A 25489-nucleotide genomic window follows, 5' to 3' on the forward strand; every position below is an offset into this window, starting at 1 on the left:
CCAGGATCCGTCCAAGGCGACGTCAGTTTAAGTTCTGGGAGGATGTGTATGGCGTCAGTTGAGTTCGTGAACGTCAGGAAGTCTTTCGGCAGCCAGCCGATCATCAAGGGCGTCGACGTTCAGATCGAAGACGGCGAGTTCGTTATTCTTGTCGGTCCTTCCGGTTGCGGCAAGTCGACATTGCTGCGCATGCTGGCCGGGCTGGAGAACATTTCCGCCGGCGAGATCCGAATCGGCGACAAGGTCGTCAACCGCGTGCCGCCCAAGGAGCGCGACATCGCGATGGTCTTCCAAAACTATGCGCTTTACCCGCATATGACCGTCGCCGACAACATGGCCTTCTCGCTGACGCTGAAGGGCGAGAGCAAGGCCGTCATCGACGCCCGCGTCAAGCCGGCGGCGGAAATCCTCGGCCTCACCCACCTGCTCGAGCGCTATCCGCGTCAGCTCTCCGGCGGCCAGCGCCAGCGCGTCGCCATGGGCCGCGCCATCGTCCGCGATCCGCAGGTCTTCCTCTTCGACGAACCGTTGTCGAACCTCGACGCCAAGCTCCGCGTCGCCATGCGCGCCGAGATCAAGGAACTGCACCAGCGCCTGAAGACCACGACCGTCTATGTGACGCATGACCAGATCGAGGCCATGACCATGGCCGACAAGATCGTCGTCATGCATGACGGCCGCGTCGAGCAGATCGGCGCACCGCTGGAGCTCTACGATCGGCCGGCCAATCTCTTCGTCGCCGGCTTCATCGGCTCGCCCTCGATGAACATGATCAGCGGGTGCATCGATCCGAGCGATCCCCTGAGCTTCGTGGCGAAGGACGGCACGAAACTGCCGGTCGGCAAGCCGATCGACGCCAGCCCCGACCGCCCGCTCGTCTACGGCATGCGTCCGGAATTCATGCGGCTCGACCCCGCCGGCATCCCGGCCGAGGTCGTGGTCATCGAGCCGACCGGCGCCGAAACCCAGATCATCGCCAAGCTGGCCGGCACCGAGGTGACCTGCGTCTTCCACGAGCGCATCGCGGCCAGGCCGGGCGACACGCTGCATATCGGCATCGACGCGGCCGCCATTCACATCTTCGACGAGACAACCGGACTTCGCCTCTAGAGATCGTCAACATCCGAGGCACGCGCCGTGTCGGAACGGCGTCCTGCGTTAAGCAGGAGATTTCCGCATCACAGGAGGAGGACACCCATGACCTTGAACAGACGTCATTTTCTCGCTTCGTCCGCCGGCCTCGTCGCCGCGGCCGGTTTCGGCGGCCTCGGCACCAACCGGGCCTTCGCGCAGAACGCCCCGGTCTACAAGCCGGAAGAAGGCGCGTCGCTGCGCCTGCTGCGCTGGGTTCCGTTCGTCGCCGGCGAGGAAGCGGCCTGGCTCGAGAACACGCGCAAGTTCACCGAGGCCACGGGTGTCCAGGTCCGGATCGACAAGGAGAGCTGGGAAGACGTCCGCCCGAAGGCCGCCGTCGCCGCCAATATCGGCTCGGGCCCCGACATGGTGATGAGCTGGTTCGACGACCCGCAGCAATATCCCGACAAGCTGGTCGACCTGACCGAGCTCGGCGAATATCTCGGCAGCGCGCATGGCGGCTGGTATCCGGGCCTCGAGGGCTATGCCAAGCGTGACGGCAAGTTCATCGCCCTGCCGCTCTGCGCGATCGGCAACGCGATCGTCTATCGCGACAGCCACATGAAGGCTGCCGGCTTCAATGAGTTCCCGAAGGACACCGCCGGCTTCCTCGAGCTCTGCAAGGCCCTCCAGGCCAAGGGCACGCCGGCCGGCTTCCCGCATGGCAAGGCCGTCGGCGACGGCAACAACTATGCCCACTGGCTGCTCTGGAGCCATGGCGGCAAGATGATTGACGAAGGCGGCAACGTCGTCCTCAACAGCCCGGAAACGCTCGCCGCCGTCCGCTATGCGCAGGAGCTCTACAAGACCTTCATCCCGGGCACGGAAAGCTGGCAGGACGTCAACAACAACCGCGCCTTCCTGGCCGGCCAGGTGTCGCTGACCGCCAACGGCGTCTCGGTCTACTATGCCGCCATCAAGGACCCGGCGATGAAGGAAATCGCCGAGGACATGCGCTCGGTCAACCTGCCGATCGGCCCGGTCGGCGAATCCGTCGAGCTGCACCAGGCATCGACGCTCTCGATCTTCAAGCACACGAAGTATCCGGAAGCGGCCAAGGCCTATCTGCAGTTCATGTACCAGGCGGACAACATGAACGACTGGATCGAGGGCGCCAGCGCCTATTGCTGCCAGCCGCTCAAGGCCTTCGCCTCCAATCCGGTCTGGACCAGCAACCCGATCCACGAGGCCTATGCCAAGGCGTCGGCCTCGCTGCGTCCGAACGGCTATGCCGGCCCGCTCGGCACCGCCTCGGCCGCAACCATGGCCGACTATGTCCTGGTCGACATGTTCGCGACCGCCGTCACCGGCCAGATGTCGCCGGAAGACGCGATCGCCCAGGCCGAACGTCGCGCCCTGCGCTACTACCGCGTCTAGGCGGCACCCCGGTTTCCCGCCGCCCATGCGGCGGGAAACCACCCGATCGATGCCCGGGCGCGGAGTTGTCCATGAGTTCCCAATCCATCCCCCCCCCGAAGGCCCGCATGACGGACTGGCTCCAGAGCCGGAATGCGACGGGGCTGCTCTTCATGCTGCCGGCGGCGGCGTTCCTGATCTGCTTCCTGACCTACCCGCTCGGACTCGGCGTCTGGCTCGGCTTCACCGATGCCAAGATCGGCCGAAGCGGCGTGTTCATCGGCCTTGAGAACTACTGGTATCTCTGGCACGACCCGGTGTTCTGGACCTCGGTGTTCAACACCGTCTTCTACACGCTGATCGCGTCCGTTCTGAAATTCGCGCTCGGCCTGTGGCTCGCCCTGATCCTGAACGAGCACCTGCCGTTCAAGTCCTTCTTCCGTGCCATCGTGCTGCTGCCCTGGGTCGTGCCGACGGTGCTGTCGGCGCTCGCCTTCTGGTGGATCTTCGACGCGCAGTTCTCGATCATCTCGTGGTCGCTGATGCAGCTCGGCTGGATCGACGCCCCGATCAACTTCCTCGGCGACCCGACCAATGCCCGCATCTCGGTGATCGCGGCCAATGTCTGGCGCGGCATCCCCTTCATCGCCATCTCGCTGCTCGCCGGCCTGCAGACGATCTCGCCCTCCCTGCAAGAGGCCGCCTCGCTCGACGGCGCCACCAGCTGGCAGCGCTTCCGGCTCGTCACGCTGCCGATGCTGACCCCGATCATCGCGGTTGTCATGACCTTCTCGGTGCTGTTCACCTTCACCGATTTCCAGCTCATCTACGTACTCACCAAGGGCGGCCCCGTGAACGCGACCCATCTGATGGCCACGCTCTCGTTCCAGCGCGGCATTCCCGGCGGCCAGCTGGGTGAAGGCGCGGCGATCGCCGTGGCCATGATCCCGTTCCTGCTCGCGGCGATCCTGTTCAGCTTCTTCGGCCTGCAGAGGCGGAAGTGGCAGCAGGGCGGCCAGGATTGAGGAGACACCCCATGGCAATCTCATCCGATCAGGACGTCCTGAACGACAACGCCGAAGGCATGAGCTACCTGAACCGGCTGCCGCGCCGGGTGGTGACGATCTACCTGCCGCTGGCCGTGTTCGTGTTCGTCCTGCTGTTCCCGTTCTACTGGATGGCGATCACCGCGGTGAAGCCGAACCAGCAGCTGACGAACTACTCCGAATACAGCCCGTTCTGGGTCGTCAGCCCGACGCTCGACCACATCAAATACCTGCTGTTCGACACGTCCTATCCGGGATGGCTCTTGAACACGATGCTGGTCGCCATCGGCTCGACGGTGCTCTCGCTCGCGGCGGCCGTCTTCGCGGCCTACTCGATCGAGCGGGTGCGCTTCACCGGCTCGCGGCCGGCCGGCCTGCTGATCTTCCTGGCCTATCTCGTGCCGCCGTCGATCCTGTTCATCCCGCTGGCCGTCATCGTCTTCCAGTTCGGCATGTTCGACAGCAAGCTGGCGCTCATCTTCACCTACCCCACCTTCCTCATCCCGTTCTGCACCTGGCTGCTGATGGGGTATTTCCGCTCGATCCCCTTCGAGCTGGAGGAGAGCGCCCTGGTCGATGGCGCGTCGCGCTGGCAGATCCTCGTCAAGGTCATCCTGCCGCTCGCCGTCCCCGGCCTGATCTCGGCCGGAATCTTCGCCTTCACGCTGTCGTGGAACGAGTTCATCTATGCGCTGACCTTCATCCAATCGTCCGAGAACAAGACGATCCCGGTCGGCGTGCTGACCGAACTGGTTCGCGGCGACGTGTTCGAATGGGGAGCGCTGATGGCCGGTGCGCTGTTCGGTTCGCTGCCGGTGGTCATCCTCTATTCGTTCTTCGTCGACTACTACGTCTCGTCGATGACGGGCGCCGTGAAGGAATAGGCCGGCCTCCGGTCACGACCTTCCCGCGACAGACTATCCGGCCGCCGCAGCGAAAGCCGCGGCGGCCGATTTTATTCCGTCCCCTCACCGGGACCCACGCGCCGCGAATGCCCTCCCTGGCAGCGGCATCGGCGACGCGACAAAATCATGGGGGCCGACGGTGGCTCCTGGCCGCCGCCCCGCATCTGCGGCGTGGCGTTCCGGCCCGCCTTCGCGCTAGGCTCGGCCATCGGATCGGGAGGATCATCATGTCGGAGTTTTCGGGGAAGCGCGTTCTCGTCACGGGCGCGGGCAAGGGCATCGGCCGCGCGACGGCGGAGCTCATGGCGGAATATGGCGCCCGCGTCGTCGCGCTCTCGCGCGACCCGAACGACCTGGCGAGCCTCGCCGAGCAGATCGGCTGCGAGACGATCGCGGTCGACCTCGCCGATCCCGTCGCGGCTCGCGTCGCCGCCCGGGCGGCCCAGCCGATCGACCTCCTCGTCAACTGCGCCGGCACGACCGTCCTCGAGCCGTTCCTCGAGACCAGCGTCGAGAGCTTCAACCATCTCTACACGGTCAACGTGGTGTCCGCGGCGGTGATCGCGCAGGAGACGGCGCGCAGCATGATCGAGCGCGGCATCAAGGGCGCGATCGTCAACGTCTCGTCGCTCTCCTCCTGGATCGGCTTCGCCGACCACGCCGCCTATTGCGCCTCGAAGGGCGGCCTCGACGGCCTGACCACGGTGATGGCGAACGAGCTCGGCCGCAAGGGCATCCGCGTCAACGCCGTCAATCCCTGCGTGACGCTGACCCCGATGGCGGTGAAGGCCTGGAGCGACCCGGCCAAGGCCGACCCGATGCTCCAGCGCATTCCGCTCGGCCGCTTCATCGAGCCGCGCGAGGTCGCCGAGGCGATCGCCTATCTGCTCTCCGACCGCGCCTCGATGGTGAACGGCGTGACGCTGCCGGTCGACGGCGGCTTCATGGTCAACTAGGCGGCTCGCCCGGCGCATCGGCCTCCAGGCCGTCGACCTTCGGCTGCCTGGGGCCGATGAAATCGAGATCCGCGCCGCTCCTCAGCCTTGCGCGGACGATCTCGCGCGCCCGGCTCAGCCGCAGGTCGATCTCGCTATCCGGCAGGCCCATTCCGGACAGCAACTCGCCGGAGAGCTGGAGGCTCGCCTCCAGCGCCTCGGGAACGACATGGGTGGCGCCGAGATTGAGCAGGACGCGGGCATGCGGCACGCTGCGGGCGCGCGCGTGCACCGCGGCCTCCGGCCAGCGCCGCCGCACGGCGGCGATCATCTTCTCCGCGACATTGCCGCTGTCCGGCGTCACGACGAAGGCGGCCGCCCGGTCGCCGCCCAGCCTGGCCAGGATCTCGGCCCGCGTCGCATCGCCATAGAACACCGGATGCCCGTCCCGCTTGGCCCGCTCGACATGCGACACGTCGAGATCGAGCGCGACGAAGGGAATGCCCTCCGTGCGGAGCATGTGGGCCACCATGCTGCCGAAACGGCCATAGCCGCCGATGATGACATGATCGGCAAAGTCGACGTCGCCATGGATGCCATGCGTCTGCGCCTGATTGCGCACCTCCATGCGACGGCCGAGCCGGCCGCCGACGACGCCGAGCAGCGGCGTGAACATCATCGAGAGCGCGGCGACCGTCGTCGCGAAATGGGCCACGTCGGCGTCGATCACCTTGCCGCTATAGGCGAGCGCGAACATGACGAAGGCGAACTCGCCCGCCCCGGCGAGCAGGAAGGCCATCTCGACGGCGACGGACGCCTCCAGCCGGTTGCCCCGCGCCGCGACATAGGCCGTCAGCATCTTGACGAAGATCAGCACGACGAGCGCCGCCAGCACGAAAGCCCATTGCTCGACGACGATCGACAGGTCGATGGTCATGCCGACCGTCATGAAGAACAGGCCGAGCAGCAGGTCCTTGAACGGCTCGACATCGACGTCGAGCTGGTGCCGATACTCACTTTCGCTAAGCAGCAGCCCGGCCAGGAACGCGCCGAGCGCCGAGGACAGCCCCGCAGCCGAGGTCAGCGCGCCCGCGCCGACGATGATCAGCAGGGTGATCGCGATCAGGAGGGTGCGGTTGCCGGTCGATCCCGCCAGCCGCATCAGCGGCCGGATCAGGAAACGGCCGAGCGCCAGCACCAGCACGACCACGGCGGCGGCGATGCCGATGCCCTGCACCAGAGCCAAACCGATCTTGGCGCCGCCCGTCGCGCCCGCCGTGCCGAGAATACCCACGACGATGACGATCGGAACGACGGTCAGGTCCTGCAGGATCAGGACGCCGAGCGTCGCCCGGCCCGCCGGCGTGCTCAGTCGCTGCCGCTCGATCAGCGACTGGGTGACGATGGCGGTCGACGACAGCGAGAGGGCCATGCCGAGAACGAGCGAGTCGTCGAACTGATAGCCGATCGACGCGGCGAGCGCGTAAATGGCGGCCGTCGCCAGCACGACCTGCAGGCCGCCGACGCTGACCATCAGCCGCCCGATCGCCTTCAGCCGCGCGAAGGAGAGCTCCAGCCCGATCGTGAACAGCAGGAAGAGAACGCCGAGCTCGCCCAGCGTCTGCAGCCGCGACACGTCCGAGATCGCGGCATAGCCGAGAATCGGCCAGTGCTCGGCGAGATGGCCGAGGCCGCCGGGCCCGACCGCGATGCCGGCGATCAGGAAGCCCAGCACCACGCCGAGCTTCAGATATTGGAACAGGGGCACGATGATGCCCGCGGCAACCAGGAAGACCAGAAGTTCCCTGCCTGCCGCGGCGTGTTCCATCGCGTAATCCCTTTCCCGGGCCTACGCGCCCGTCGATCAGCCTGCCAGAACGGCCTCGATCGCGGCGAGCGCCTCATCGGCCTTGGCGCCGTCCGGCCCGCCGGCCTGCGCCATGTCCGGACGGCCGCCGCCGCCCTTGCCGCCGAGCGCGTCGGAACCGGCGCGAACCAGGTCGATCGCGCTGTAGCTGCCGACGAGATCGTCGCTGACGCCGACCACGAGGCCGGCCTTGCCGTCGTCCGAGACGCCGACGATCGCCACGATGCCCGAGCCGACCTGCTTCTTGGCGTCGTCGACGAGACCCTTCAGGTCCTTCGGCGCGATGCCCGAGACGACGCGGCCGAGATAGCGCACGGAACCGACCTCGCGCACGCCCTCGCCGGCCGCCTGGCCGCCGCCACCGCCGAGCGCCAGCTTCTTCTTGGCCTCGGCGAGCTCGCGCTCGAGACGGCGCTTGTCCTCGACGAGCGAGGCGACGCGATCGGCCGCCTCGTCCGGACGCACCTTCAGCGCCGCCGCGACGGCCTTCAGCCGCTTGTCCTGCAGCTCCAGGTGATCACGCGCGGCCTTGCCGGTCAGCGCCTCGACACGGCGCACGCCGGCCGCGACCGCGCTTTCGCCGACGAGCGTCACCAAGCCGATCTCGCCGGTGCGGCCGACATGGGTGCCGCCGCAGAGCTCGACCGAATAGGCCTTGTTGCCGTCCTCGCCCATCGAGACGACGCGGACCTCGTCGCCATATTTCTCGCCGAACAGCGCCATCGCGCCGGAATGCATCGCCTCGTCGCGATCCATCAGGCGGGTGACGACCGGCGCGTCCTGCAGCACCACCGCGTTGGCGATGTCCTCGATCGCGCCGAGCTCGGCCTCGTCGATCGGCTTCGGATGGCTGAAGTCGAAGCGCAGACGCTCCGGCGCCACCATCGAGCCCTTCTGCGCGACATGGTCGCCAAGCACGCGGCGCAGCGCCGCATGCAGCAGGTGGGTGGCCGAATGGTTGGAACGGATCGTCGAGCGGCGGGCGTGATCGACGGTGAGGCGCACCGCGTCATCCACCTTGACCGTGCCGCTCTCGACCGTGCCGACATGCACGAACAGGCCGTCGGCGCGCTTCTGCGTGTCGGAGACGAGGATGACGGCGCCGCCCTCGGTCTCGATGCGGCCGGCATCACCGACCTGGCCGCCCGATTCCGCGTAGAACGGCGTCTGGTTGACGACGATCGACACCGCCTCGCCGGCCTTCGCCTCGGCGATCTCGGCGCCGTCGCGCACCAGCGCCTGCACCTTGCCCTCGGCCGCCTCGGACGAATAGCCGAGGAACTCGGTCGCGCCGAGCTTGTCGCGCAGGCCGAACCACACGGTCTCGGTGGCGGTGTCGCCCGAACCCGCCCAGTTGGCGCGGGCCTCGGCCTTCTGCCGCTCCATCGCGCTCTGGAACGCGTCGGTGTCGACGGCGATGCCGCGGGCGCGCAGCGCGTCCTGCGTCAGGTCGAGCGGGAAGCCGTAGGTGTCGTAGAGCTTGAACGCCGTCTCGCCATCGAGCGTCGCGCCGCTGGTCAGCGAGCCCGTCGCGTCGTCGAGCAGCGTCAGGCCGCGCGCCAGCGTGCGGCGGAAGCGGATTTCCTCCAGCCGGAGCGTCTCGGTGATCAGCGCCTCGGCGCGGACCAGCTCGGGATAGGCCTGGCCCATCTCGCGCACCAGCGCCGGCACCAGGCGCCAGATCAGCGGCTCGGCCGCGCCGAGGAGGTGCGCGTGGCGCATGGCGCGGCGCATGATGCGGCGGAGCACGTAGCCGCGACCCTCGTTCGACGGCAGCACGCCGTCGGCGATCAGGAAGCTGGTGGCGCGCAGGTGGTCGGCGATGATGCGGTGGCTGGCGCGGTTGGCGCCCTCGGCCGGCACGCCGGTCGCCTCGACCGAGGCGCGGATCAGCGCCTTGAACAGGTCGATATCGTAATTGTCATGCACGCCCTGCAGGACGGCGGCGATGCGCTCCAGGCCCATGCCGGTGTCGATCGACGGACGCGGCAGCGGCACGCGGTTGCCCGGCGCGATCTGCTCGAACTGCATGAAGACGAGATTCCAGATCTCGATGAAGCGGTCGCCGTCCTCGTCAGGGCTGCCCGGAGGACCGCCGGGGATGTGGTCGCCATGGTCGAAGAAGATCTCCGAGCACGGGCCGCACGGGCCGGTGTCGCCCATCTGCCAGAAATTGTCCGAGGTGGCGATGCGGATGATCTTGTCGTCGGAGAGGCCGGCGATCTTCTTCCAGAGGCCGAAGGCTTCCTCGTCATCGTGATAGACGGTGACGCAGAGCTTGTCCTTCGGCAGGCCGTACTCCTTGGTGACGAGCGTCCAGGCGAGCTCGATCGCCCGCTCCTTGAAATAATCGCCGAAGGAGAAGTTGCCGAGCATCTCGAAGAAGGTGTGATGCCGGGCGGTGTAGCCGACATTGTCGAGATCATTGTGCTTGCCGCCGGCGCGGACGCATTTCTGCGACGTCGTGGCGCGCGGATAGGGCGCGGCGGAACGGCCGGTGAAATAGTCCTTGAACTGGACCATGCCGGCATTGGTGAACATCAGCGTCGGATCGTTGCGCGGCACCAGCGGGCTCGACGCGACGATCTCGTGACCGTTCTTCTGGTAGAAGCCGAGATACGCCGACCGGATGTCGTTGACGCTGCTCATAAACTGACCCGCCTGCTGCAGTGGGCAGGGCGCGTCAAAGCGCACCCGCCGAAGGAATTGTGCCGGCGTTTGTAACGAGCGCTAAGCGGACTGTCCAGAAACCGCGTGCGGTAGGGTTAGCGCGCGTCGGCGACCCGACGGCTCAGGCGCTGCGGCCGTCATAGGGCGTCACGCTCACCGTCGAAAGATCGATGTCGTCGATGCAGCGGACATTGACCGCGACCATGGCGGAGCCGTCCGGCGCCGTGCCGCGCCCGAACGAGCCGACGCCGCAGGTGGTGCAGAAGAGATGATGGATGCGGCGGTGATTGAACTGGTAGTCGGCGAGCGCCGCCGGATCGGTCTCGAGGACGAAATCATCGGCAGGGACGAAGGCGAGCCAATGGCCGCGCTTCTGGCAGATCGAACAGTTGCAGCTTAGCGCGGCGCCGAAATCGCCCCGCGCCGTGAAGCGGACATTGCCGCAGTGACAGCCGCCGCGCACTTCCTGCCAAGCCATGAAATTCCCTCTCCCGGTGCTTCCGCGCCGGCCGTCCGGCGCGGACAATCCCGATACAGGAAAGCACGAACGGGGCGTCGGCGACACCCCGTCCGCGCGGCCGCTCAGGCCTCCAGCGCGTCGTCGCCGTCGTCCTCGGGGCCGCCCTTGATCAGCTGGTCGGCGATCAGGCCGGCATTCTGGCGGATCGCCAGCTCGATCGCGGCGGCCGCCTGCGGATTCTCGCGCAGGAAGGTCTTGGCGTTCTCGCGGCCCTGGCCGAGGCGCTGGCTGTCATAGGAGAACCAGGCGCCTGACTTCTCGACGATGCCGGCCTTGACGCCGAGATCGATGAGCTCGCCCATCTTGGAGACGCCCTCGCCATACATGATGTCGAACTCGACCTGCTTGAACGGCGGCGCCAGCTTGTTCTTGACGACCTTGACGCGGGTCTGGTTGCCGACCACCTCGTCGCGCTCCTTGATCGCGCCGATGCGGCGGATGTCGAGGCGGACCGAGGCGTAGAACTTGAGCGCGTTGCCGCCCGTCGTCGTCTCCGGATTGCCGAACATGACGCCGATCTTCATGCGGATCTGGTTGATGAAGATCACCATCGTGTTCGATTTCGAGATCGACGCGGTGAGCTTGCGCAGCGCCTGGCTCATCAGGCGCGCCTGCATGCCGGGCAGACTGTCGCCCATCTCGCCCTCGATCTCGGCGCGCGGCGTCAGCGCCGCCACCGAATCGACCACCAGCACGTCGATCGCGCCGGAGCGCACCAGCGTGTCGGTGATCTCGAGCGCCTGCTCGCCGGTGTCGGGCTGCGAGATCAAGAGGTCGTCGAGATTGACGCCGAGCTTGCGGGCGTAGACGGGATCGAGCGCGTGCTCGGCGTCGACGAAGGCGCAGATTCCGCCATTCTTCTGCGCCTCGGCGATGGTGTGCAGCGCGAGCGTCGTCTTGCCCGAGGATTCCGGACCGTAGACCTCGATGATTCGGCCGCGCGGCAGACCGCCGATGCCGAGCGCGATATCGAGGCCGATCGAGCCCGTGGAAACCGTGCCGATCTCGACGGCCTTGTTCTGGCCGAGGCGCATGATCGAACCCTTGCCAAAGGATCGTTCGATCTGGGAGAGCGCTGCATCGAGCGCTTTCGACTTGTCCATTGTGGCCCCTTCGACGAGACGGAGAGAAGATTGAGACATTCCGGCGCTCCTTATTCCACACCGCTCGGACGTGAGCAAACAGGGATAATGTACACGTTTTGTTCTCATGCGCAAGAACCCGTTGCGCCGGGAACGCCGACCGATCTCCGGTGGCGTCGCCGCGGCCGATCGGGCTAGGATGAGGCCCATGGGCCATTTGGATGCGCGTTCGCGCCGGAGGCTTGCCTATGCTCCAGTTTGCAACCCGAAGCCCGACTGCCGCCGTGCGCGGCCTTGCCTTGGCGGCTGCCCTGATCGGGGCCGCCGCGACGATCGCTTCCCTCCCCGCGTCCGCACAGGAAGGCAAGTCGATGACGGCAGCCGAATCCGATCCGATCGCGCTCGGCTGGATGGTCGGCGCCCCGCCGCCCGCCGACAAGATCATCCGCTTCACCGATCCCGACTATTTCGCCTTTCCCAAGCTGCGCTGGACGGTCTGCCATTTCCGCCAGCTGATGCCGACGGTCGGCGTCGGGCGCGGGCTCGGGCCGCTGCGCTTCTTCGAACGCGCCCCGGACAGCGGCATCGACGCTCTCACCTTCACCCCGCTCGGCGGCGACAGGAAGATGCGCTTCGACGATTCGCTCGCCGCCAACTACACGGACGGCATCGCCATCCTGCATGACGGCAAGCTGGTCTACGAGCGCTATGCCGGCTGCCTCGACGACACCGGCAAGCACGCGGCGATGTCGGTGACCAAGTCGCTGACGGGGCTGCTCGGCGAGATCCTCGTCGCCGAGGGCACGCTCGACGATAAGGCCAAGGTGGCGACGCTGGTGCCGGAGCTTTCGGCGAGCGCCTTCGGGGACGCGACGGTGCGCCAGGTCCTCGACATGACCACCGGCCTTCACTACAGCGAGGATTATTCGGATCCGGATGCCGATGTCTGGATCTATTCGGCCGCCGGCAGCCCGCTGCCCAAGCCGGCCGACTACACCGGTCCGCGCAGCTATTTCGACTATCTGAAGACGGTCCGGAAGGAAGGCGAGCACGGCGTCGCCTTCGGCTACAAGACGATCAATTCCGACGCGATGGGCTGGATCATCGCGCGCGTCACGGGAAAATCCGTCGCGACGCTGCTCTCCGAGCGGATCTGGAGCCGGATGGGGGCCGAGCAGGACGCCTACTACACCGTCGATTCGATCGGCACGCCGTTTGCCGGCGGCGGCCTCAATGCCGGGCTCCGCGACATGGCGCGGATCGGCCAGCTGATGCTGGATGGCGGCCGCCAGAACGGCGTCCAGATCCTCCCGGAAGCGGCGATCGCCCATATCCGCGCCGGCGGCGACAAGGCGGCCTTTGCGAAAGCCGACTATCCCCTGCTCAGGGGCTGGAGCTACACCGGCATGTGGTGGATCTCGCACAATCCAAACGGCGCCTTCATGGCGCGCGGCGTGCACGGCCAGGCGATCTATGTCGACCCGGCCGCGCGCATGGTGATCGCCCGCTTCGCCTCGCACCCGAAGGCCGGCAACGCGGCCAATGATCCGACCAGCCTGCCGGCCTACGAGGCGGTAGCGAAATACCTGATGGCGAAGTGAGCGTCAGGCGGTCAGTCCGCCGTCGATGGCGATGGTCTGGCCGGTGACGTAGCGCGCCACCGGCGAGGCGAGATAGGCGACGGTCGCGGCGACCTCGGCGACCTCGGCATAGCGGCCGGCCGGGATGCGGGCGATGCGCTCCGGCGTGCTCGGCAGCGAATCGACGAAGCCCGGCGCGATCGCGTTGACGCTGATGCCGTCCTTGGCGAGCGTCCGCGCGGCGACGCCGACATAGGCGGAAAGCCCGGCGCGCAGCACCGAGGACGAGGCGAAATCCGGATCGGTGCGCTTGGCGGCGAAGCTCGAGATCGCGATCACCGCGCCCCCGGACTTCTCGAGATCGGCGCGCGCCGCGCGCAGCAGACGAACCGTCGGCATCAGGAAGATGTCGAGCGCGGCGTGCCAGTCGGCATCGTCGAGATCGAGCAGCTTCTTCTTCGCCGCATGGCCGGTGCTGGCAACGATGACGTCGATGCTGCCGGTCTCGGCGCGGGCGCGCTCGACCAGCGCGACGAGATCATCGGGGTTGGTGACGTCGCCCCGAACGGCGAAGCCGCCGAGTTCGGCCGCGAGCGCATCGACGCCGTCCGAGCGACCGAGCAGGCCGACGCGGTAGCCATCCGCGGCGAGGCGGCGGGCGACAGCCGCGCCGATGCCCTTGCTGGCGGCCGTGATGAGGGCGGTCTTGGTCATGCTGGGAGCCTCTTGGTGATGCGGCATGGCGACGGCGCGCCGACGCGGTTCGACGGGTCGTCGATAAGAACCGCTCCGTACGCGAAAGAAAAGGCAATGGAATGCCGAAACGGGGCCGGGAAAGCGAATGGCTTGCCACTTGCGGATCGAGAACGTCGCGGAACCGGCCGGACGTCAGGCGAGCAGAATCTCTGCGCGCCGAATCGTCGGAACACTTGCGCGCGCCGCGCCGGATCGGCATGGTCCGCCTTTTCGCGGTCGCTCAGCACCCCCGTCGGGGGCGTCAGCCCGCGCCTCCAAGAAGAACGGTACTCTTCGATGTCCGAAAAAGACCTCATCATCCTTTCCGACGAAGTCGCCGCCGCCAAGGCGGATGGCAAGCCGCTGGTGGCGCTCGAGACGACGATTGTCACGCATGGCATGCCCTATCCGGACAACATCGCCACCGCCCGCGCCGTCGAGGACATCGTCCGCGCGAACGGCGCCGTGCCGGCGACGATCGCCATCATGGACGGCAAGATCCGCGTCGGCCTGACGGCGGACGAGCTGGAGCGCCTGGCCGGCCTCAAGGACGTGATGAAGGTATCGCGCGCCGACCTCGCCTTCGCGCTTTCGACCGGCCGCCCCGGCGCCACCACGGTCGCCGCGACGATGATCACGGCGCATCTCGCCGGGATCAAGGTGTTCGCCACCGGCGGCATCGGCGGCGTGCATCGCGGCGCCGAGACCACCTATGACGTCTCGGCCGATCTCTACGAGTTCCCGCAGACGCCGGTCACCGTGGTCTGCGCCGGCGCCAAGGCGCTGCTCGACATCCCGAAGACGCTGGAAGTGCTGGAGACGCTCGGCGTGCCGGTCGTCACCTTCGGCCAGGACGAACTGCCGGCCTTCTGGTCGCGCAAGAGCGGCCTGCCCTCGCCGCTTCGCCTCGACGCGGCGCGCGACATCGCCGCCTTCATCGCCAAGCGCGCCGAGATCGGCCTTTCGGGCGGCATGCTGGTGGCCAATCCGGTGCCGGTCGCCGACGAGATCCCGGCCGAGGAGATGAGCGGCTATATCGAACAGGCCATCGTCGACGCCGAGCGCGACGGCATCCGTGCCAAGGGCGTGACGCCCTACGTGCTCGGCCGCATCCTGGAGCTGACGTCGGGCCGCAGCCTCGTCACCAACATCGCGCTGGTGAAGAACAACGCCAAGCTCGCCGCCGGCATCGCCGCCGCGCTCTGACGCGCCTTCGCGCGGCAGGTTGCTGCGCGCGAGAACACACGACAAGGACCGTCTCGTCGTTCACGAAGCGAAGGGACGGTTCGGCCCCGGCCGATCAGGATTGCCGTCGCACCGCGTCCCGCCGGCTCTCGGCGCGCTGCGGCCTGGCGATCCAGATGTAGCCCTCGCCATATTGGGTGGCGATCATCGTGGGGCTTCGGGCCGAGTCGCCAAGCTTGGCGCGCAGCCTGTTGATCAGGAAATCGATGCTGCGATCCGTCCCGACGGAACCGCTACCGGCGATGGCGTCGAGAAGCTGGTTCCGCGTCAGCACCCTGCGCGGATGGCGGGTGAAGACCTGGAGCAGCGCCCGCTCGGACCGGGTGAAGCGGAATTCCGTGCCGGCGCCATGACGCGCGAACAGGAACGACGGATCGAAGCTCAGATCGCCGTAATGGACCTCGCCCTCCATTTCGCCCTCCTGCCCAATCAAACAATCATGCAACAATTCTTGGCTATGGTCGAGATGAACAGCGGACCACACCGCGACAGACGAGTTCAACAATAGATCACGATCGTGGATCTTCATGATGCGCGCCGGATCACGTTCATTTGCGTTTCTACCCAAGAAGATCAGATGCCATATGTTTATATTGGCATCCTTTCTGTGCTTGGCCTCGCTCGCCACCACCGGCGCGGCGATCGCGGAAGCCTCTCGACCGGTCGATCTGAAGCTGGTGATCGCCCTCGACGTGTCGACCTCCATGGACCTGGCCGAACGAAAGCTGCAGCGCGACGGCTTCGCCACCGCCTTTCGCCAGCCCGATGTGCTGCGCGCGATCCAGCGGGGGGCCCATCAGCGCATCGCGGTTGCGGTCATGGAATGGGCCGGCGAAACCCGCCAGAACGTCATCCTCGACTGGACCGAGCTCGCCGACGCCCCGGGGATCGCCGCCTTCGCCGATCGCCTCCAGAGCCGGATTCCCGGTCGCATGGCGCTCGGCACGGCGGTCGGCGCGGCCATGCTGCGCGCCGCGGCGATGCTCCGCGAGAGCCCCTATGGAAGCGACCGCCTCGTCATCAACATTTCCGGCGACGGGCTGAGCAATCGCGGGCCGGATCCGGCCGCCGTGCGCGACCTGCTGGTCGCGCGGGGGATCACGATCAACGGCCTGCCGATCGTCTACAAGGACCTGCTGCAGGGCATCGCGGCGTTGGGCACGGCGGATGCGCCTGGCCCCGGCGCGCTGATACGCTATTTCGAGGAAAGTGTGATTGGGGGCGCCGGTGCCTTCGTCGAGCCGGTGGCCAGCATTGACCAGTTCGATGAGGCGATCCGCCGGAAGCTGATCCGCGAGATCCACGGCCCCCTCGACGTCGCCGGGCGCGGCGACGTCGACCGGCCAGAGGCTCAGGCGGCGGTCGCCGCCTCGATCGTGCCGGATGCGGACTCCGCCATCCGGATGGCCGCCACGACATGGCCGATCGCAGCCCGGTCGAGCGCCGACGGCCCGCCCAGATAAAGCTGGCCGAGATCGGGGCCGGAACGGTCCTCGATCGACGAGAAGCCAAGCGCGGCCAGCCGCCCGGCAAGGTCGTCGGGACGGAAGAAGGTGACGAAAGGCTCGCCGAGGCTCGCCGTGCGACCGGCGAGCGTCGTGAAGGCGAGACGCTGCAGGAGCGTGAGCTTCTCCGGCGATTCGGCGTAGTCGAACACGACCTCGCTGCCGCCCGGCCGCGCCGCGATGATGCCGAGCGTCGAGGTGATCGCCTCTTCGCTCAGATAGGGCGCCACGCCGAGCCAGGAGAAGAAGGCCGGCACGTTGGGGTCGAGGCCCGCCTCGACCAGCTTCTCGTCCAGCCGGTCCGTGCTGAAATCGATGGGAACATAGGTCACCGTCTCCGGCACGGTGATGCCGGTCGCGGCGAGACGCTCGCGCTTCCAGGCCTGGGTCGCCGGATGATCGACCTCGAACACCACGACGTCCTGGTCGGCATAGGGATTGCGATAGGCGAAGGTCTCCAGACCGGCGCCGAGCACCACGACATGGCGGACGCCGCGCGCGACGGCGGCGGCGAGCCGATCCTCGGCGAAGCGGCTGCGCGCGGCGAGGAAGGCGCGGATCGCCTCGCCGCCGGGCGAATCGGCGCGCGAGAGTTCGTCGCGCGCGAGCACGGAACCGCGATCGCCGCCGACGATGACGAGCGCGAGCGGATCCTCGAAAATCAGGGGTTTATCAAGAAGCTGGTGAGCCGCGCGCCGCATGGCGACGCGGAAGGCGGTAGCACTGGGTTGTCCTTCGATCATGTTCGCCTTCTACTCCAGACAACCGAAATTGGTAAGCAGCCGAATGGCCGCCTCCCGGTCCGCCGGCTCGCTCGCATCGGAGAAACGCAGCAGCGAAGCCGTGCCGTCCGCCTCGATGATCGCGTGGAACGGCACGAAATCCGCGTCCGGACCGACCGCCACCTGGCCGCAATAGCCACGGCCGTTGCGCGCCTTGGAACGATGGATGCCGCGCAGTCGCGCGTCGGCCGGCGCCGCGAAGTCGCGCGTGGCGAGCTTCGTGATGGCGCCCACCAGCGGCGCGTCGAGATCCCTGGCGGAACCGTCGACGACCTGCTGCGCCCCGGCCGCCGCCGCGCCCAGAACCGGCGACAGCAGCGCGGCGAGGACGGCGGCCCGACGGCGGCTGAGGCGCGGCATCAACGGTCCCATGCCAGCTGCAGGCCGTCGAGGCCGTGGAAGTGATAGGCGTCGCGATAGCTCGGCTGCCCGGCGAAGCGGAGCCCCGGCAGGCGCTCGAACAGGATCGGCAGCGCCACCTGCATCTCCAGCCGCGCCAGCGGCGCGCCGATGCAGAAATGAATGCCGAGGCCGAAGGAGACATGCGGCTTCGGTTCACGGCTCGCATCGAAACGGTCGGCCGCGACGTAGCGCACGGGATCGCGGTTCGCCGCGCCGAGCATCAGCCCGACCTGCTGGCCCTTCTTCAGCTGGAGCCCGCCATATTCCATGTCCTCGAGCGCATAGCGCATAAACATGTGCAGCGGCGGGTCGAAGCGCAGGCACTCCTCGACCGCCGCGGCGGTCGCCTCGTCGGAGGCGAACAGCGCCTTCGGGTCGGCGCCGGACTGGAGGATGGCGCGGACGCCATTGCCGATCGCGTGCACCGTCGCCTCGTGGCCGGCGTTCAAGAGCAGGATGCAGGTCGTGATCAGCTCGTCCTCGGACAACTTCTCGCCCTGCTCCTCGGCGGCGATCAGCTGGCTGATCAGGTCGTCGCCCGGCTTGCCGCGCCGCTCCTCGACATAGGCGCGCAGGAAGGCGGAGAATTCGAGCGTCGCGGCGACGGCGGCGTCCTCCATCGCGCGGGTGCGGCCGAGCTGGTACATGCCGACCATGGCATGCGACCAGGCGAGAAGGTCCGGCGCCCGCTCGACCGGCACGCCGAGGATCTCGGCGATGACGGTGATCGGGATTGGCGTCGCATAGGCCTCGATCAGGTCGGCGCTGCCCTTCGCCTCGAAGCCGTCGATCAATTCGTTGCAGAGCGCGGCGATGCGCGGGCGCAGCCGCTCGATCTGGCGCGAGACGAAGGCGCGGTTGACGAGGGTGCGCAGCCGCGTATGCACCGGCGGCTCGCGCTCCAGCATCGAAAGATTGTCGACGTCGTAGAACGGCTTCAGATGCGCCGGGATCTCGGGAATGCCGAGTTCCTCGCGGGTCGCCACATGCAGGATCTCGCGGCCGAAGCGGCGATCACGGTAGATGGCGTTGACGTCTTCCGCGTCGAGGAAGCACCAGACGCCGGGCTCCTCCCAGAAGAACACCGGCGCCACGGCGCGGATCGCCTCGAAAACCGGATAGGGATCCTGGAAAAAGGCCGGATCCTTGGCGTCGATCGAGACGTATCGCGTGGCCGGATCGATCCGGACCGGCAGAACCTGCGCCGTCGCCGTCTGGCCGGGCGCGCTTCCATCATTCATGAAGATCATTCCGAGTTTAAAATCTGAACCGCCATTTTCGGCGGCCATGCGCGCCTTGGCAAGCGCGGCGTTTGGCTGCGCCGCCGACACGGCCGGCGCCCGGTCAGTGACCGAGCGCTTCCTTGACCGCCGTCGCCAGCTGCTTGAGCGAGAACGGCTTCGGCAGGAAGTTGAAGGTCTCGCCATCCGGCAGGTTGCGGGCGAAGGCGTCCTCGGCATAGCCCGACACGAAGATGATCTTCAGGTCCGGCCGCTCCTTGCGCAATTCGCGCAGCAGCGACGGGCCGTCGAGCTCGGGCATGACGACGTCGGAGACGACGAGGTCGATCGACCCGCCGGTCTCGCGCATCACCTCGAGCGCCTCGACGCCGGAGGTGGCCTCGTGCACCGTATAGCCGCGCGAGGCGAGCGCGCGGGCGGCGAAGCTCCGCACGGCCTCCTCGTCCTCGACCAGCAAGATGCTGGCGCTGCCGGTGAGATCGGCGATCTCCGGGGCCTTCTCGGCGACCGCCTCGGGCTTGGCCGAAACGGCCGGCACATGGCGGGGCATGAAGATGCGGAAGGTCGTGCCGACATCCGTCTCGCTGTCGAAGAAGATGTGCGCGCCGGTCTGCTTGACGATGCCGTAGACGGTCGACAGGCCGAGGCCCGTGCCCTTGCCGACATCCTTGGTCGAGAAGAACGGCTCGAAGATCTTCGACTGCACCTCGGGCGGAATGCCGGTGCCGGTATCCTGGACCTCGATCAGGACATAGTCGGCCGGCGGCAGCGGCTTATAGTGGAAGGCCGCGACCTCGTCCGGCGTGACATTGCGGGTGCGGATCGTCAGCGTGCCGCCCTTCGGCATGGCGTCGCGCGCATTGACCGCGAGGTTGATCACCACCTGCTCGAACTGGTTCAGATCCGCCTTGATCGGCCAGACGTCGCGGCCATGCACGAGCTGCAGCTTGACCTTCTCGCCGAGCAGCCGCTCCAGCAGGATCGAGAGATCGGACAGCACATCGCCCATCGCCAGCACCTGCGGGCGCAGCGTCTGGCGGCGCGAGAACGCCAGCAGCTGCCGGACCAGGCCGGCGGCGCGGTTGGCGTTCTGCTTGATGTTCATGATGTCCTGGAAGGACGGGTCGCTCGGCCGGTGGTTGGCGAGCAAGAGGTCGGAGAAGCCGATGATCGCCGTCAGCACGTTGTTGAAGTCGTGCGCGACGCCGCCGGCCAGCTGGCCGATCGCCTGCATCTTCTGGCTCTGGGCGAACTGCAGTTCCAGCGCCCGCTGCTCCGTCGTCTCCAGCGCGTAGACGGTGGCGATCTCGCGATCGGTGGCGTCCTCGTCGACCGCCGACACATAGAAGCGGACGCTGCGCTCGCCATGGCCGGGAATGGTCGTGTCGACGGGCGCGATCTCGCTGCGGCCGCCGGCGGCGGTCTCGAGCGCCGCCTCCAGCGCCGGGCGTTCGCTTTCGGCGACGAGGTCGATCAGCCGCGTGCGCGAACCGCCTTCCGACTTGATCGGCCCGAACAGCCGCGCGAAGGGCGCGTTGGTGCGGCCGATGCGGCCGGACTTGTCGATCGAGGCGATGGCGAAGGGCGTGTGGTTGAAGAAGCGCATGAAGCGCACCTCGGCCGCGCGCAACGCCTCCGAAAGCTCCTCGCCGGGGCCGCGATTGAGGACCACGGTCCGCGTCGCGCCGGGCGCGCCGTCGCCGGCGAAGGGCACGCGATGCAGCAGCCGCACCGGCAGGCTCTGACCGTTCTGCTTGACGAGGTCGAGGTCGATCGTCTCGGTGCGCGTCTCGCCACCCCGCTCGCGGCCGACCGACAGCAGCGCCGCGCCATCGCCGCGCACGATGTCGGAAAGCGTCAGTGTCCCCGACTTGAAGAAAGCGAGATCAATGCCGAGCCAGTCGGCGAGCGTCGCGTTCAGATAGACGATGCGGCCATCCGGCTCGGCCGAGAAGAAGCCCGCGGGCGCATGGTCGAGATAGTCGATCGCGTGCTGCAGGTCCTGGAAGACGTTCTCCTGCTGGGCGCGATCGCTGGTGACGTCGGCGATCTGCCAGGCGGTCAGGACGCGGTCCGGCTCCTCGCCGGTGCGCACCGGCCGCACGCGGATGCGATACCAGCGCGGCGGGCCGCCGGCGGGGCCGGCCAGCGGGCTCGGCATGCGCACTTCCTCGACCGCCGTGCGGCCGTCGCGGATCGACTGCGACAGACGGTAGATCGCCTCGCTCGCCGCCTGGTCGGCCGAGAACACCCGCTCGACGACGCGGACGTCCTTCGCCTCGTCGGCGCCGATCAGGTCGGCATAGGCGGCATTGGCATAGAGGATGCGGCTGTCGCGATCGGTGATGACGAGGCCGTCGGCCATGGAATCGATGAAGCCGCGGCCGAGTTCGTCGCGCGGCGAGCGGCCGCTGAAATGCAGGAGCCCGATCGCCGCCGCGAACAGCGTGAATACGCCGACCACGGCGAGCAGCCCGAGCAGGGCGAAGATGAAAGGTTCGGCCGCATCCGGCGGCAACAGCGCGAAGGCGAGCGCCGCGCCGACCAGGCAGCAGGCGAGCACCAGCAGGCGGCCGATTCCGGTCGGACGATCGGAGCGGTCGACCAGCGCGCGGCGCGGTGTCTTCTGGCGGTTCTCGGTCATGCCGTCACCCGGCCCGATCTGTGCGGCACGAACCCTTGCACCCCGGTCTGCCCCATCTTCTTCTCGGTCCCGGAAAATCCCTGGCGGCGACGAAGAATCGCCACGCACCGCATGTAGCAGGCAGAATGCGGAGGATCGCCCCCGAATTCAACGCAAGCGCGGAATTCGACAGCAATCGGCTCCCCCGTTCCTGCCCCTGCCACGGAATCGGCCAGCTCGCCCCCTATCAGGCCGGAACGGGAATCGTCACGCGGCGCGCCACGCGATGCCTGGCGCCGCCCCGTGGGTGCGAATCCACTGGATTCTGCCAAAGTCATGGTCAATGAATTCTTAATGCCATCAGGGGATTGATGGATCAGTTCGGTGCTGCGGGCTTGCCAAGGCCCGGCGCACGCAGGAAAAACGTCGGCTATGCGCGGAATCGAGCTTCCGGTCACCGAAGGTGCCAGGCTCGATCCGTTTCGATGCCTTGCGACGGGCTGAACCGGAATCGGAAGTCGGGAGAATAAGATGCACGATTATCTGGCGCCAATGTTCGGCGACACAGGCGCGACCATTGCCCAGTTCGTGATCACCCTCGTGGTGGTTCTGCTGGCCATCCTGCTGGTGTTCTGGCTGATCCGCCTGTTCACGAATGGCCGCCTCGGCAACAGCCCGACCCGTGGCCGCCAGCCCCGCCTCGCCGTGCTCGACGCGCTGCCGATCGACCAGCGCCGCCGGCTCATCCTCGTCCGTCGCGACAATGTCGAGCACCTGATCCTGATCGGTGGCCCCGCCGACGTCGTCGTCGAGCCGGGCATCCAGCGCGCCCAGCAGTCGCGCCGGCTCGAGCCGCTGCGCACGGAGCCGGCGCCGCGCCCGGCGCCCGCGCCGCAGAACGGCCGCGTCGCCGCGCCCCTCCCGGCCGAGATGGTCCGCCAGCACGAACCGCACCGTCCCGAGCCGGCGCCGGTCGCCGAGTTCCAGCCGGTCGAGCCCGCGCCGCAGGCCGAAGCGCCGCGCGCGCCCGAGTTCGACGCCCCCGCCGAGCTTTCGGCGGAACGCGGCCAGGAAGCACGCTTCCAGCAGTCCGAGCCGGAGCCCGCCTTCGAGCCCGCGTCGCCCTCGCCCCGCGCCCAGCCGCAGCGCCCGATCCCGGAGCCGCGCACCGGCCGTGGCTTCCCGAGCTTCATCTCCGGCAACCGGCCGCGCCACACGCCGACGACGGCCGACGTGCCGGCCCAGCCCATGCCGGCGCCGCGCCAGGTTCCGCCGGCAGAGCCGATCGAGGGCCGCTCCACCGGCCAGCGCCCGCGCCCCTATGATCCGCGCCCGCTGCTCGGCTCGCAGCAGACGCCCGTCGCCCCACCGGTGAGCTCCGCCGCCGCGGTCGATCCCGCCCTTGCCGGCGAGTTCGAGAACGCCCGCCAGGCGGCACGTCGTGGCGCGACGCCGCCGCCGGTCGAGGCCGCCGACCCGTTCGCCGCGCTGGACGAGGAGGCCGAGCGCCTCGCCCGCTTCGAGCCGATCTTCGACGTCGGCGCCGAGACGGCGACATCCGCGGCGGACGACGCGGCGTTCGCCGCGCCGCGCCACGCCGCCGCGCCGGCCGTCGAGCCGCCGCAGCCGGAGGACGAGCCGGTCGAGATCGCGGAGGACTTCATCGACCAGGCGCCGTTGCCGGGCGAGGAGAACCAGCCGCCGCAATCGCCGGTCAGCGATCTCGAGAAGGAGATGGCGCGCCTGCTCGGCGAGATCTCCGGCTCGCGCAAGAGCTGATCGCGCCGCCAGGCGAAGCCAAGAAAAAGGGCGCGGAACCGACGGTTCCGCGCCCTTCTCTTTTTTGAAAAATCCGGTTGTCTATTCGTCGCGGTAGACACGCTCGCGCCGCTCGTGGCGTTCCTGCGCCTCGAGCGACAGTGTGGCGATCGGCCGCGCGTCCAGGCGCTTCAGGCTGATCGGCTCGCCCGTCTCCTCGCAGTAGCCGTAGCTGCCGTCCTCGATCCGCTGCAAGGCGGCATCGATCTTGGCGATCAGCTTGCGCTGACGATCGCGCGCCCTGAGTTCGATCGCCCGGTCGGTTTCCGACGAAGCGCGGTCGGCGAGATCGGGATGGTTGACGTTCTCGTCCTGGAGATGCTGGAGCGTTTCCCGGGACTCCCGGAGAATATCGTCTTTCCAGGCTAGGAGCTTCTTGCGGAAGTACTCCCTTTGCCGCTCGTTCATGAAGGGCTCGGCTTCTGAGGGCCGATACGCTTCAAGGGTATCTAACGTCATGAATGACCCCTGCTCGATGGCATTTCGGCGCGGAATATAGCGATGCGGCCCCCGGAGGACAACTGGTCGCGGCGGTCTTTGTGAGAGACCCGAAATAACCGCTTGCACAACCCTCCCGCGCCTCCCTGATTCGATCGGAAGCGGCCGGCAAGCCCTTGATGATTCGCGATTTTCGAGAACGCTTACGGGCAGGCTTCCAGCGCTTCGGCTGCCGACAGGATACACCCTCGCGCCGTGGCATTAACGCAACGGAAGGTAAAACTTCGTTAATCTTAACGATGATTGAATGGGCGGGCTGCCTGGTGCCCGTCGCCGCCGGCGACACCCCAGCCCTTCCGCGCCGCCGCGCCTGACCGAGGATGCCGCCGTGAGCCAGTTCCCCCTCCAGCACGCCCCGCACGGCCGCGCGCCCGAGGCGCCCGCCCCGCCCGCCATCCGCAACCGCGACGACGCCATCCGGCTGTGCGCCGGCATCGAGACGACGATGGAGGCGGTGCTGCAGATGATCGAGGCCGAGACGACCTTGCTGCGCAAGGGCCAGCGGATCGCGGCGGCCGAGCTCGAGGCGCGCCAGGGCCATTATGCGCGGCGCTACATCGACGAGCTCGCCTCGGTGGGCGCCGTCGGCGCCGATCTCGACTATTTCCTGCCCGGCTCCGTCGACCGGCTCCGGCGCCTGCACGAACAATTCTGCGCCGTGCTGCGGATCGACATGGCGGCGCTCGCCACCGCCCGCGAGGCGGCGAAGACCCGCCTCGCCGCCCCCGCCGCGCCCCAAGCCGCTCCGCCGCCCGCCCGCGCCGTCAGCGCCCCGCCCGCCGCGCCGATCCGCGACCCGAGACTGGCGCGCGTCGCCGCCGAATGAGCGCGACGATCCGATTGAAGTCGGGCTGAAGCCGTGTCAGCGTAGTGTCTCGACCGCGCCGGCAAACGCTCCGGAACCGCGGTCGCGGAACAGGATTCGACACGACCGCCATGCGCCTTCTGCTGCTCCGCCACGCCAAATCCGCCTGGGACGTCGCCGGACTCGCCGATTTCGACCGCCCGCTGGCGCCGCGCGGGCGTCGCGCCGCGACCATGATCGGCGAGCATCTGGCGACGCATCGGCTGATACCCGACCGCATTCTCTGCTCCTCGGCGCGGCGCACCCGCGAAACGCTGATCGGCCTGCTGCCAATGATCCCGACCGAGCTCGACATCCGCATCACCCGCGATCTCTACGAGGTCGGGGCCGACGCCTATGTCGATTGCGTCACCGCGCTCGGCGGCAACGCCCGCAGCCTGATGCTGATCGGCCATAACCCGACCATGCAGGACACCGCGCTGGAACTGATCGGCAGCGGCAACCCGGCGCTGCGCGACGAGATCGCGTCCAAATTCCCCACCGCCGGCCTGGCGGTGATCGATTTCGACATTCACAAATGGTCGGAGCTGCGCCCGCGCACGGGGCGCGTCGTCGCCTTCTTCCGGCCGCGCGAACTGGAGCTGGTCGGCGCCGATCCCGCCGCCGACGACGAGTAGGGCTTTCGCCGCCAGCGCGCCGTGCCTACATGGAGCGCGGTCGGCTCGTCGGCCAGACGCATC

22 protein-coding genes are annotated in these 25489 nt (G+C 67.9%); 11 read left to right on the forward strand and 11 right to left on the reverse strand.

Annotation, left to right across the window (positions count from 1 at the left end):
- Positions 1–48: 48 nt before the first annotated feature.
- From G539_RS0116055 to G539_RS0116075, 5 genes are all read left to right on the forward strand, one after another.
- Positions 49–1110 (forward strand): ABC transporter ATP-binding protein, encoded by a 1062-nt coding sequence (locus G539_RS0116055; RefSeq protein WP_029076101.1) that lies wholly within the window; start codon positions 49–51, stop codon positions 1108–1110.
- An 87-nt stretch (positions 1111–1197) separates the two neighbouring features.
- Complete coding sequence (locus tag G539_RS0116060) at positions 1198–2511, forward strand: ABC transporter substrate-binding protein (RefSeq protein WP_029076102.1); 1314 nt, start codon at positions 1198–1200, stop codon at positions 2509–2511.
- A 107-nt stretch (positions 2512–2618) separates the two neighbouring features.
- Positions 2619–3515 (forward strand): carbohydrate ABC transporter permease, encoded by an 897-nt coding sequence (locus G539_RS0116065; protein WP_425402360.1) that lies wholly within the window; start codon positions 2619–2621, stop codon positions 3513–3515.
- Positions 3516–3526: 11 nt separating this feature from the next.
- Positions 3527–4420, forward strand: a complete 894-nt coding sequence (locus G539_RS0116070; RefSeq protein ID WP_029076104.1) for a carbohydrate ABC transporter permease — start codon at positions 3527–3529, stop codon at positions 4418–4420.
- A 248-nt stretch (positions 4421–4668) separates the two neighbouring features.
- Positions 4669–5397 carry an SDR family oxidoreductase gene (locus tag G539_RS0116075; RefSeq protein ID WP_029076105.1) on the forward strand — a complete coding sequence of 243 codons (729 nt, stop codon included), beginning with the start codon at positions 4669–4671 and terminating at the stop codon, positions 5395–5397.
- On the opposite strand, the gene G539_RS25115 is transcribed toward G539_RS0116075, so the two are convergent.
- From G539_RS25115 to recA, 4 genes are all read right to left on the reverse strand, one after another.
- A complete protein-coding gene (locus G539_RS25115) occupies positions 5390–7204 on the reverse strand; it encodes a cation:proton antiporter domain-containing protein (protein ID WP_051231513.1) in 1815 nt (604 codons plus the stop codon). The two genes, G539_RS0116075 and G539_RS25115, sit on opposite strands and share 8 nt — an antisense overlap.
- Before the next feature lie 36 nt (positions 7205–7240).
- A complete protein-coding gene (alaS, locus tag G539_RS0116085; protein ID WP_029076106.1) occupies positions 7241–9892 on the reverse strand; it encodes an alanine--tRNA ligase in 2652 nt (883 codons plus the stop codon).
- 142 nt (positions 9893–10034) lie between these two features.
- A complete protein-coding gene (locus tag G539_RS0116090; protein ID WP_029076107.1) occupies positions 10035–10391 on the reverse strand; it encodes a GFA family protein in 357 nt (118 codons plus the stop codon).
- Between the two features lie 104 nt (positions 10392–10495).
- Positions 10496–11575, reverse strand: coding sequence for a recombinase RecA (recA, locus tag G539_RS0116095; RefSeq protein WP_029076108.1), 1080 nt, complete (start codon positions 11573–11575; stop codon positions 10496–10498).
- Positions 11576–11886: 311 nt separating this feature from the next.
- Here recA and G539_RS0116100 point away from each other — a divergent pair, with 311 nt between their 5' ends.
- Positions 11887–13116 carry a serine hydrolase domain-containing protein gene (locus G539_RS0116100; RefSeq protein WP_051231780.1) on the forward strand — a complete coding sequence of 410 codons (1230 nt, stop codon included), beginning with the start codon at positions 11887–11889 and terminating at the stop codon, positions 13114–13116.
- Between the two features lie 3 nt (positions 13117–13119).
- Here G539_RS0116100 and G539_RS0116105 read toward each other — a convergent pair whose 3' ends face one another.
- Entirely contained in the window at positions 13120–13809 is a 690-nt protein-coding gene (locus G539_RS0116105; protein WP_029076110.1) for an SDR family NAD(P)-dependent oxidoreductase, read from the reverse strand.
- Between the two features lie 318 nt (positions 13810–14127).
- Here G539_RS0116105 and G539_RS0116110 point away from each other — a divergent pair, with 318 nt between their 5' ends.
- A complete protein-coding gene (locus G539_RS0116110; protein ID WP_029076111.1) occupies positions 14128–15036 on the forward strand; it encodes a pseudouridine-5'-phosphate glycosidase in 909 nt (302 codons plus the stop codon).
- 94 nt (positions 15037–15130) lie between these two features.
- On the opposite strand, the gene G539_RS26765 is transcribed toward G539_RS0116110, so the two are convergent.
- A complete protein-coding gene (locus tag G539_RS26765; RefSeq protein ID WP_169516659.1) occupies positions 15131–15604 on the reverse strand; it encodes a winged helix-turn-helix domain-containing protein in 474 nt (157 codons plus the stop codon).
- Between G539_RS26765 and G539_RS25120 the strand changes: the two genes are divergently transcribed.
- On the forward strand, positions 15603–16538 hold the full coding sequence (locus G539_RS25120) for a DUF1194 domain-containing protein (protein ID WP_084640038.1): 936 nt from the start codon (positions 15603–15605) through the stop codon (positions 16536–16538). The two genes, G539_RS26765 and G539_RS25120, sit on opposite strands and share 2 nt — an antisense overlap.
- Here G539_RS25120 and G539_RS25125 read toward each other — a convergent pair.
- The 4 genes from G539_RS25125 to cckA form a co-directional block, all read right to left on the reverse strand.
- Positions 16427–17323 (reverse strand): class I SAM-dependent methyltransferase, encoded by an 897-nt coding sequence (locus G539_RS25125; RefSeq protein WP_084640039.1) that lies wholly within the window; start codon positions 17321–17323, stop codon positions 16427–16429. The two genes, G539_RS25120 and G539_RS25125, sit on opposite strands and share 112 nt — an antisense overlap.
- Positions 17324–17332: 9 nt before the next feature.
- Positions 17333–17722: a hypothetical protein gene (locus tag G539_RS0116130; protein WP_029076113.1), complete on the reverse strand. Its 390-nt coding sequence runs from the start codon at positions 17720–17722 to the stop codon at positions 17333–17335.
- Positions 17722–19014, reverse strand: coding sequence for a cytochrome P450 (locus G539_RS0116135; protein ID WP_084640040.1), 1293 nt, complete (start codon positions 19012–19014; stop codon positions 17722–17724). The genes G539_RS0116130 and G539_RS0116135 overlap by 1 nt, the downstream gene beginning before the upstream one ends.
- 94 nt (positions 19015–19108) lie before the next feature.
- The gene (gene cckA, locus G539_RS0116140) at positions 19109–21649 is read right to left on the reverse strand and encodes a cell cycle histidine kinase CckA (protein ID WP_029076115.1); all 2541 of its coding nucleotides are present in this window, start codon (positions 21647–21649) and stop codon (positions 19109–19111) included.
- A gap of 510 nt (positions 21650–22159) precedes the next feature.
- On the opposite strand from cckA, the gene G539_RS27430 reads away from it, so the two are divergent.
- Complete coding sequence (locus G539_RS27430) at positions 22160–23407, forward strand: flagellar biosynthetic protein FliO (protein WP_051231519.1); 1248 nt, start codon at positions 22160–22162, stop codon at positions 23405–23407.
- A gap of 81 nt (positions 23408–23488) precedes the next feature.
- Here the strand turns inward: G539_RS27430 and dksA are convergent, their stop codons facing one another.
- Entirely contained in the window at positions 23489–23905 is a 417-nt protein-coding gene (gene dksA, locus G539_RS0116150) for an RNA polymerase-binding protein DksA (RefSeq protein WP_029076116.1), read from the reverse strand.
- A gap of 367 nt (positions 23906–24272) precedes the next feature.
- Here dksA and G539_RS0116155 point away from each other — a divergent pair, with 367 nt between their 5' ends.
- Together G539_RS0116155 and G539_RS25135 are read left to right on the forward strand one after the other, a co-directional pair.
- On the forward strand, positions 24273–24770 hold the full coding sequence (locus G539_RS0116155) for a hypothetical protein (RefSeq protein WP_029076117.1): 498 nt from the start codon (positions 24273–24275) through the stop codon (positions 24768–24770).
- Between the two features lie 110 nt (positions 24771–24880).
- The gene (locus G539_RS25135; protein WP_035831486.1) at positions 24881–25426 is read left to right on the forward strand and encodes a SixA phosphatase family protein; all 546 of its coding nucleotides are present in this window, start codon (positions 24881–24883) and stop codon (positions 25424–25426) included.
- The last annotated feature ends 63 nt before the right edge of the window (positions 25427–25489 follow it).

The sequence above is a fragment of the Kaistia adipata DSM 17808 genome (genome assembly GCF_000423225.1).
Taxonomy (GTDB): domain Bacteria; phylum Pseudomonadota; class Alphaproteobacteria; order Rhizobiales; family Kaistiaceae; genus Kaistia; species Kaistia adipata.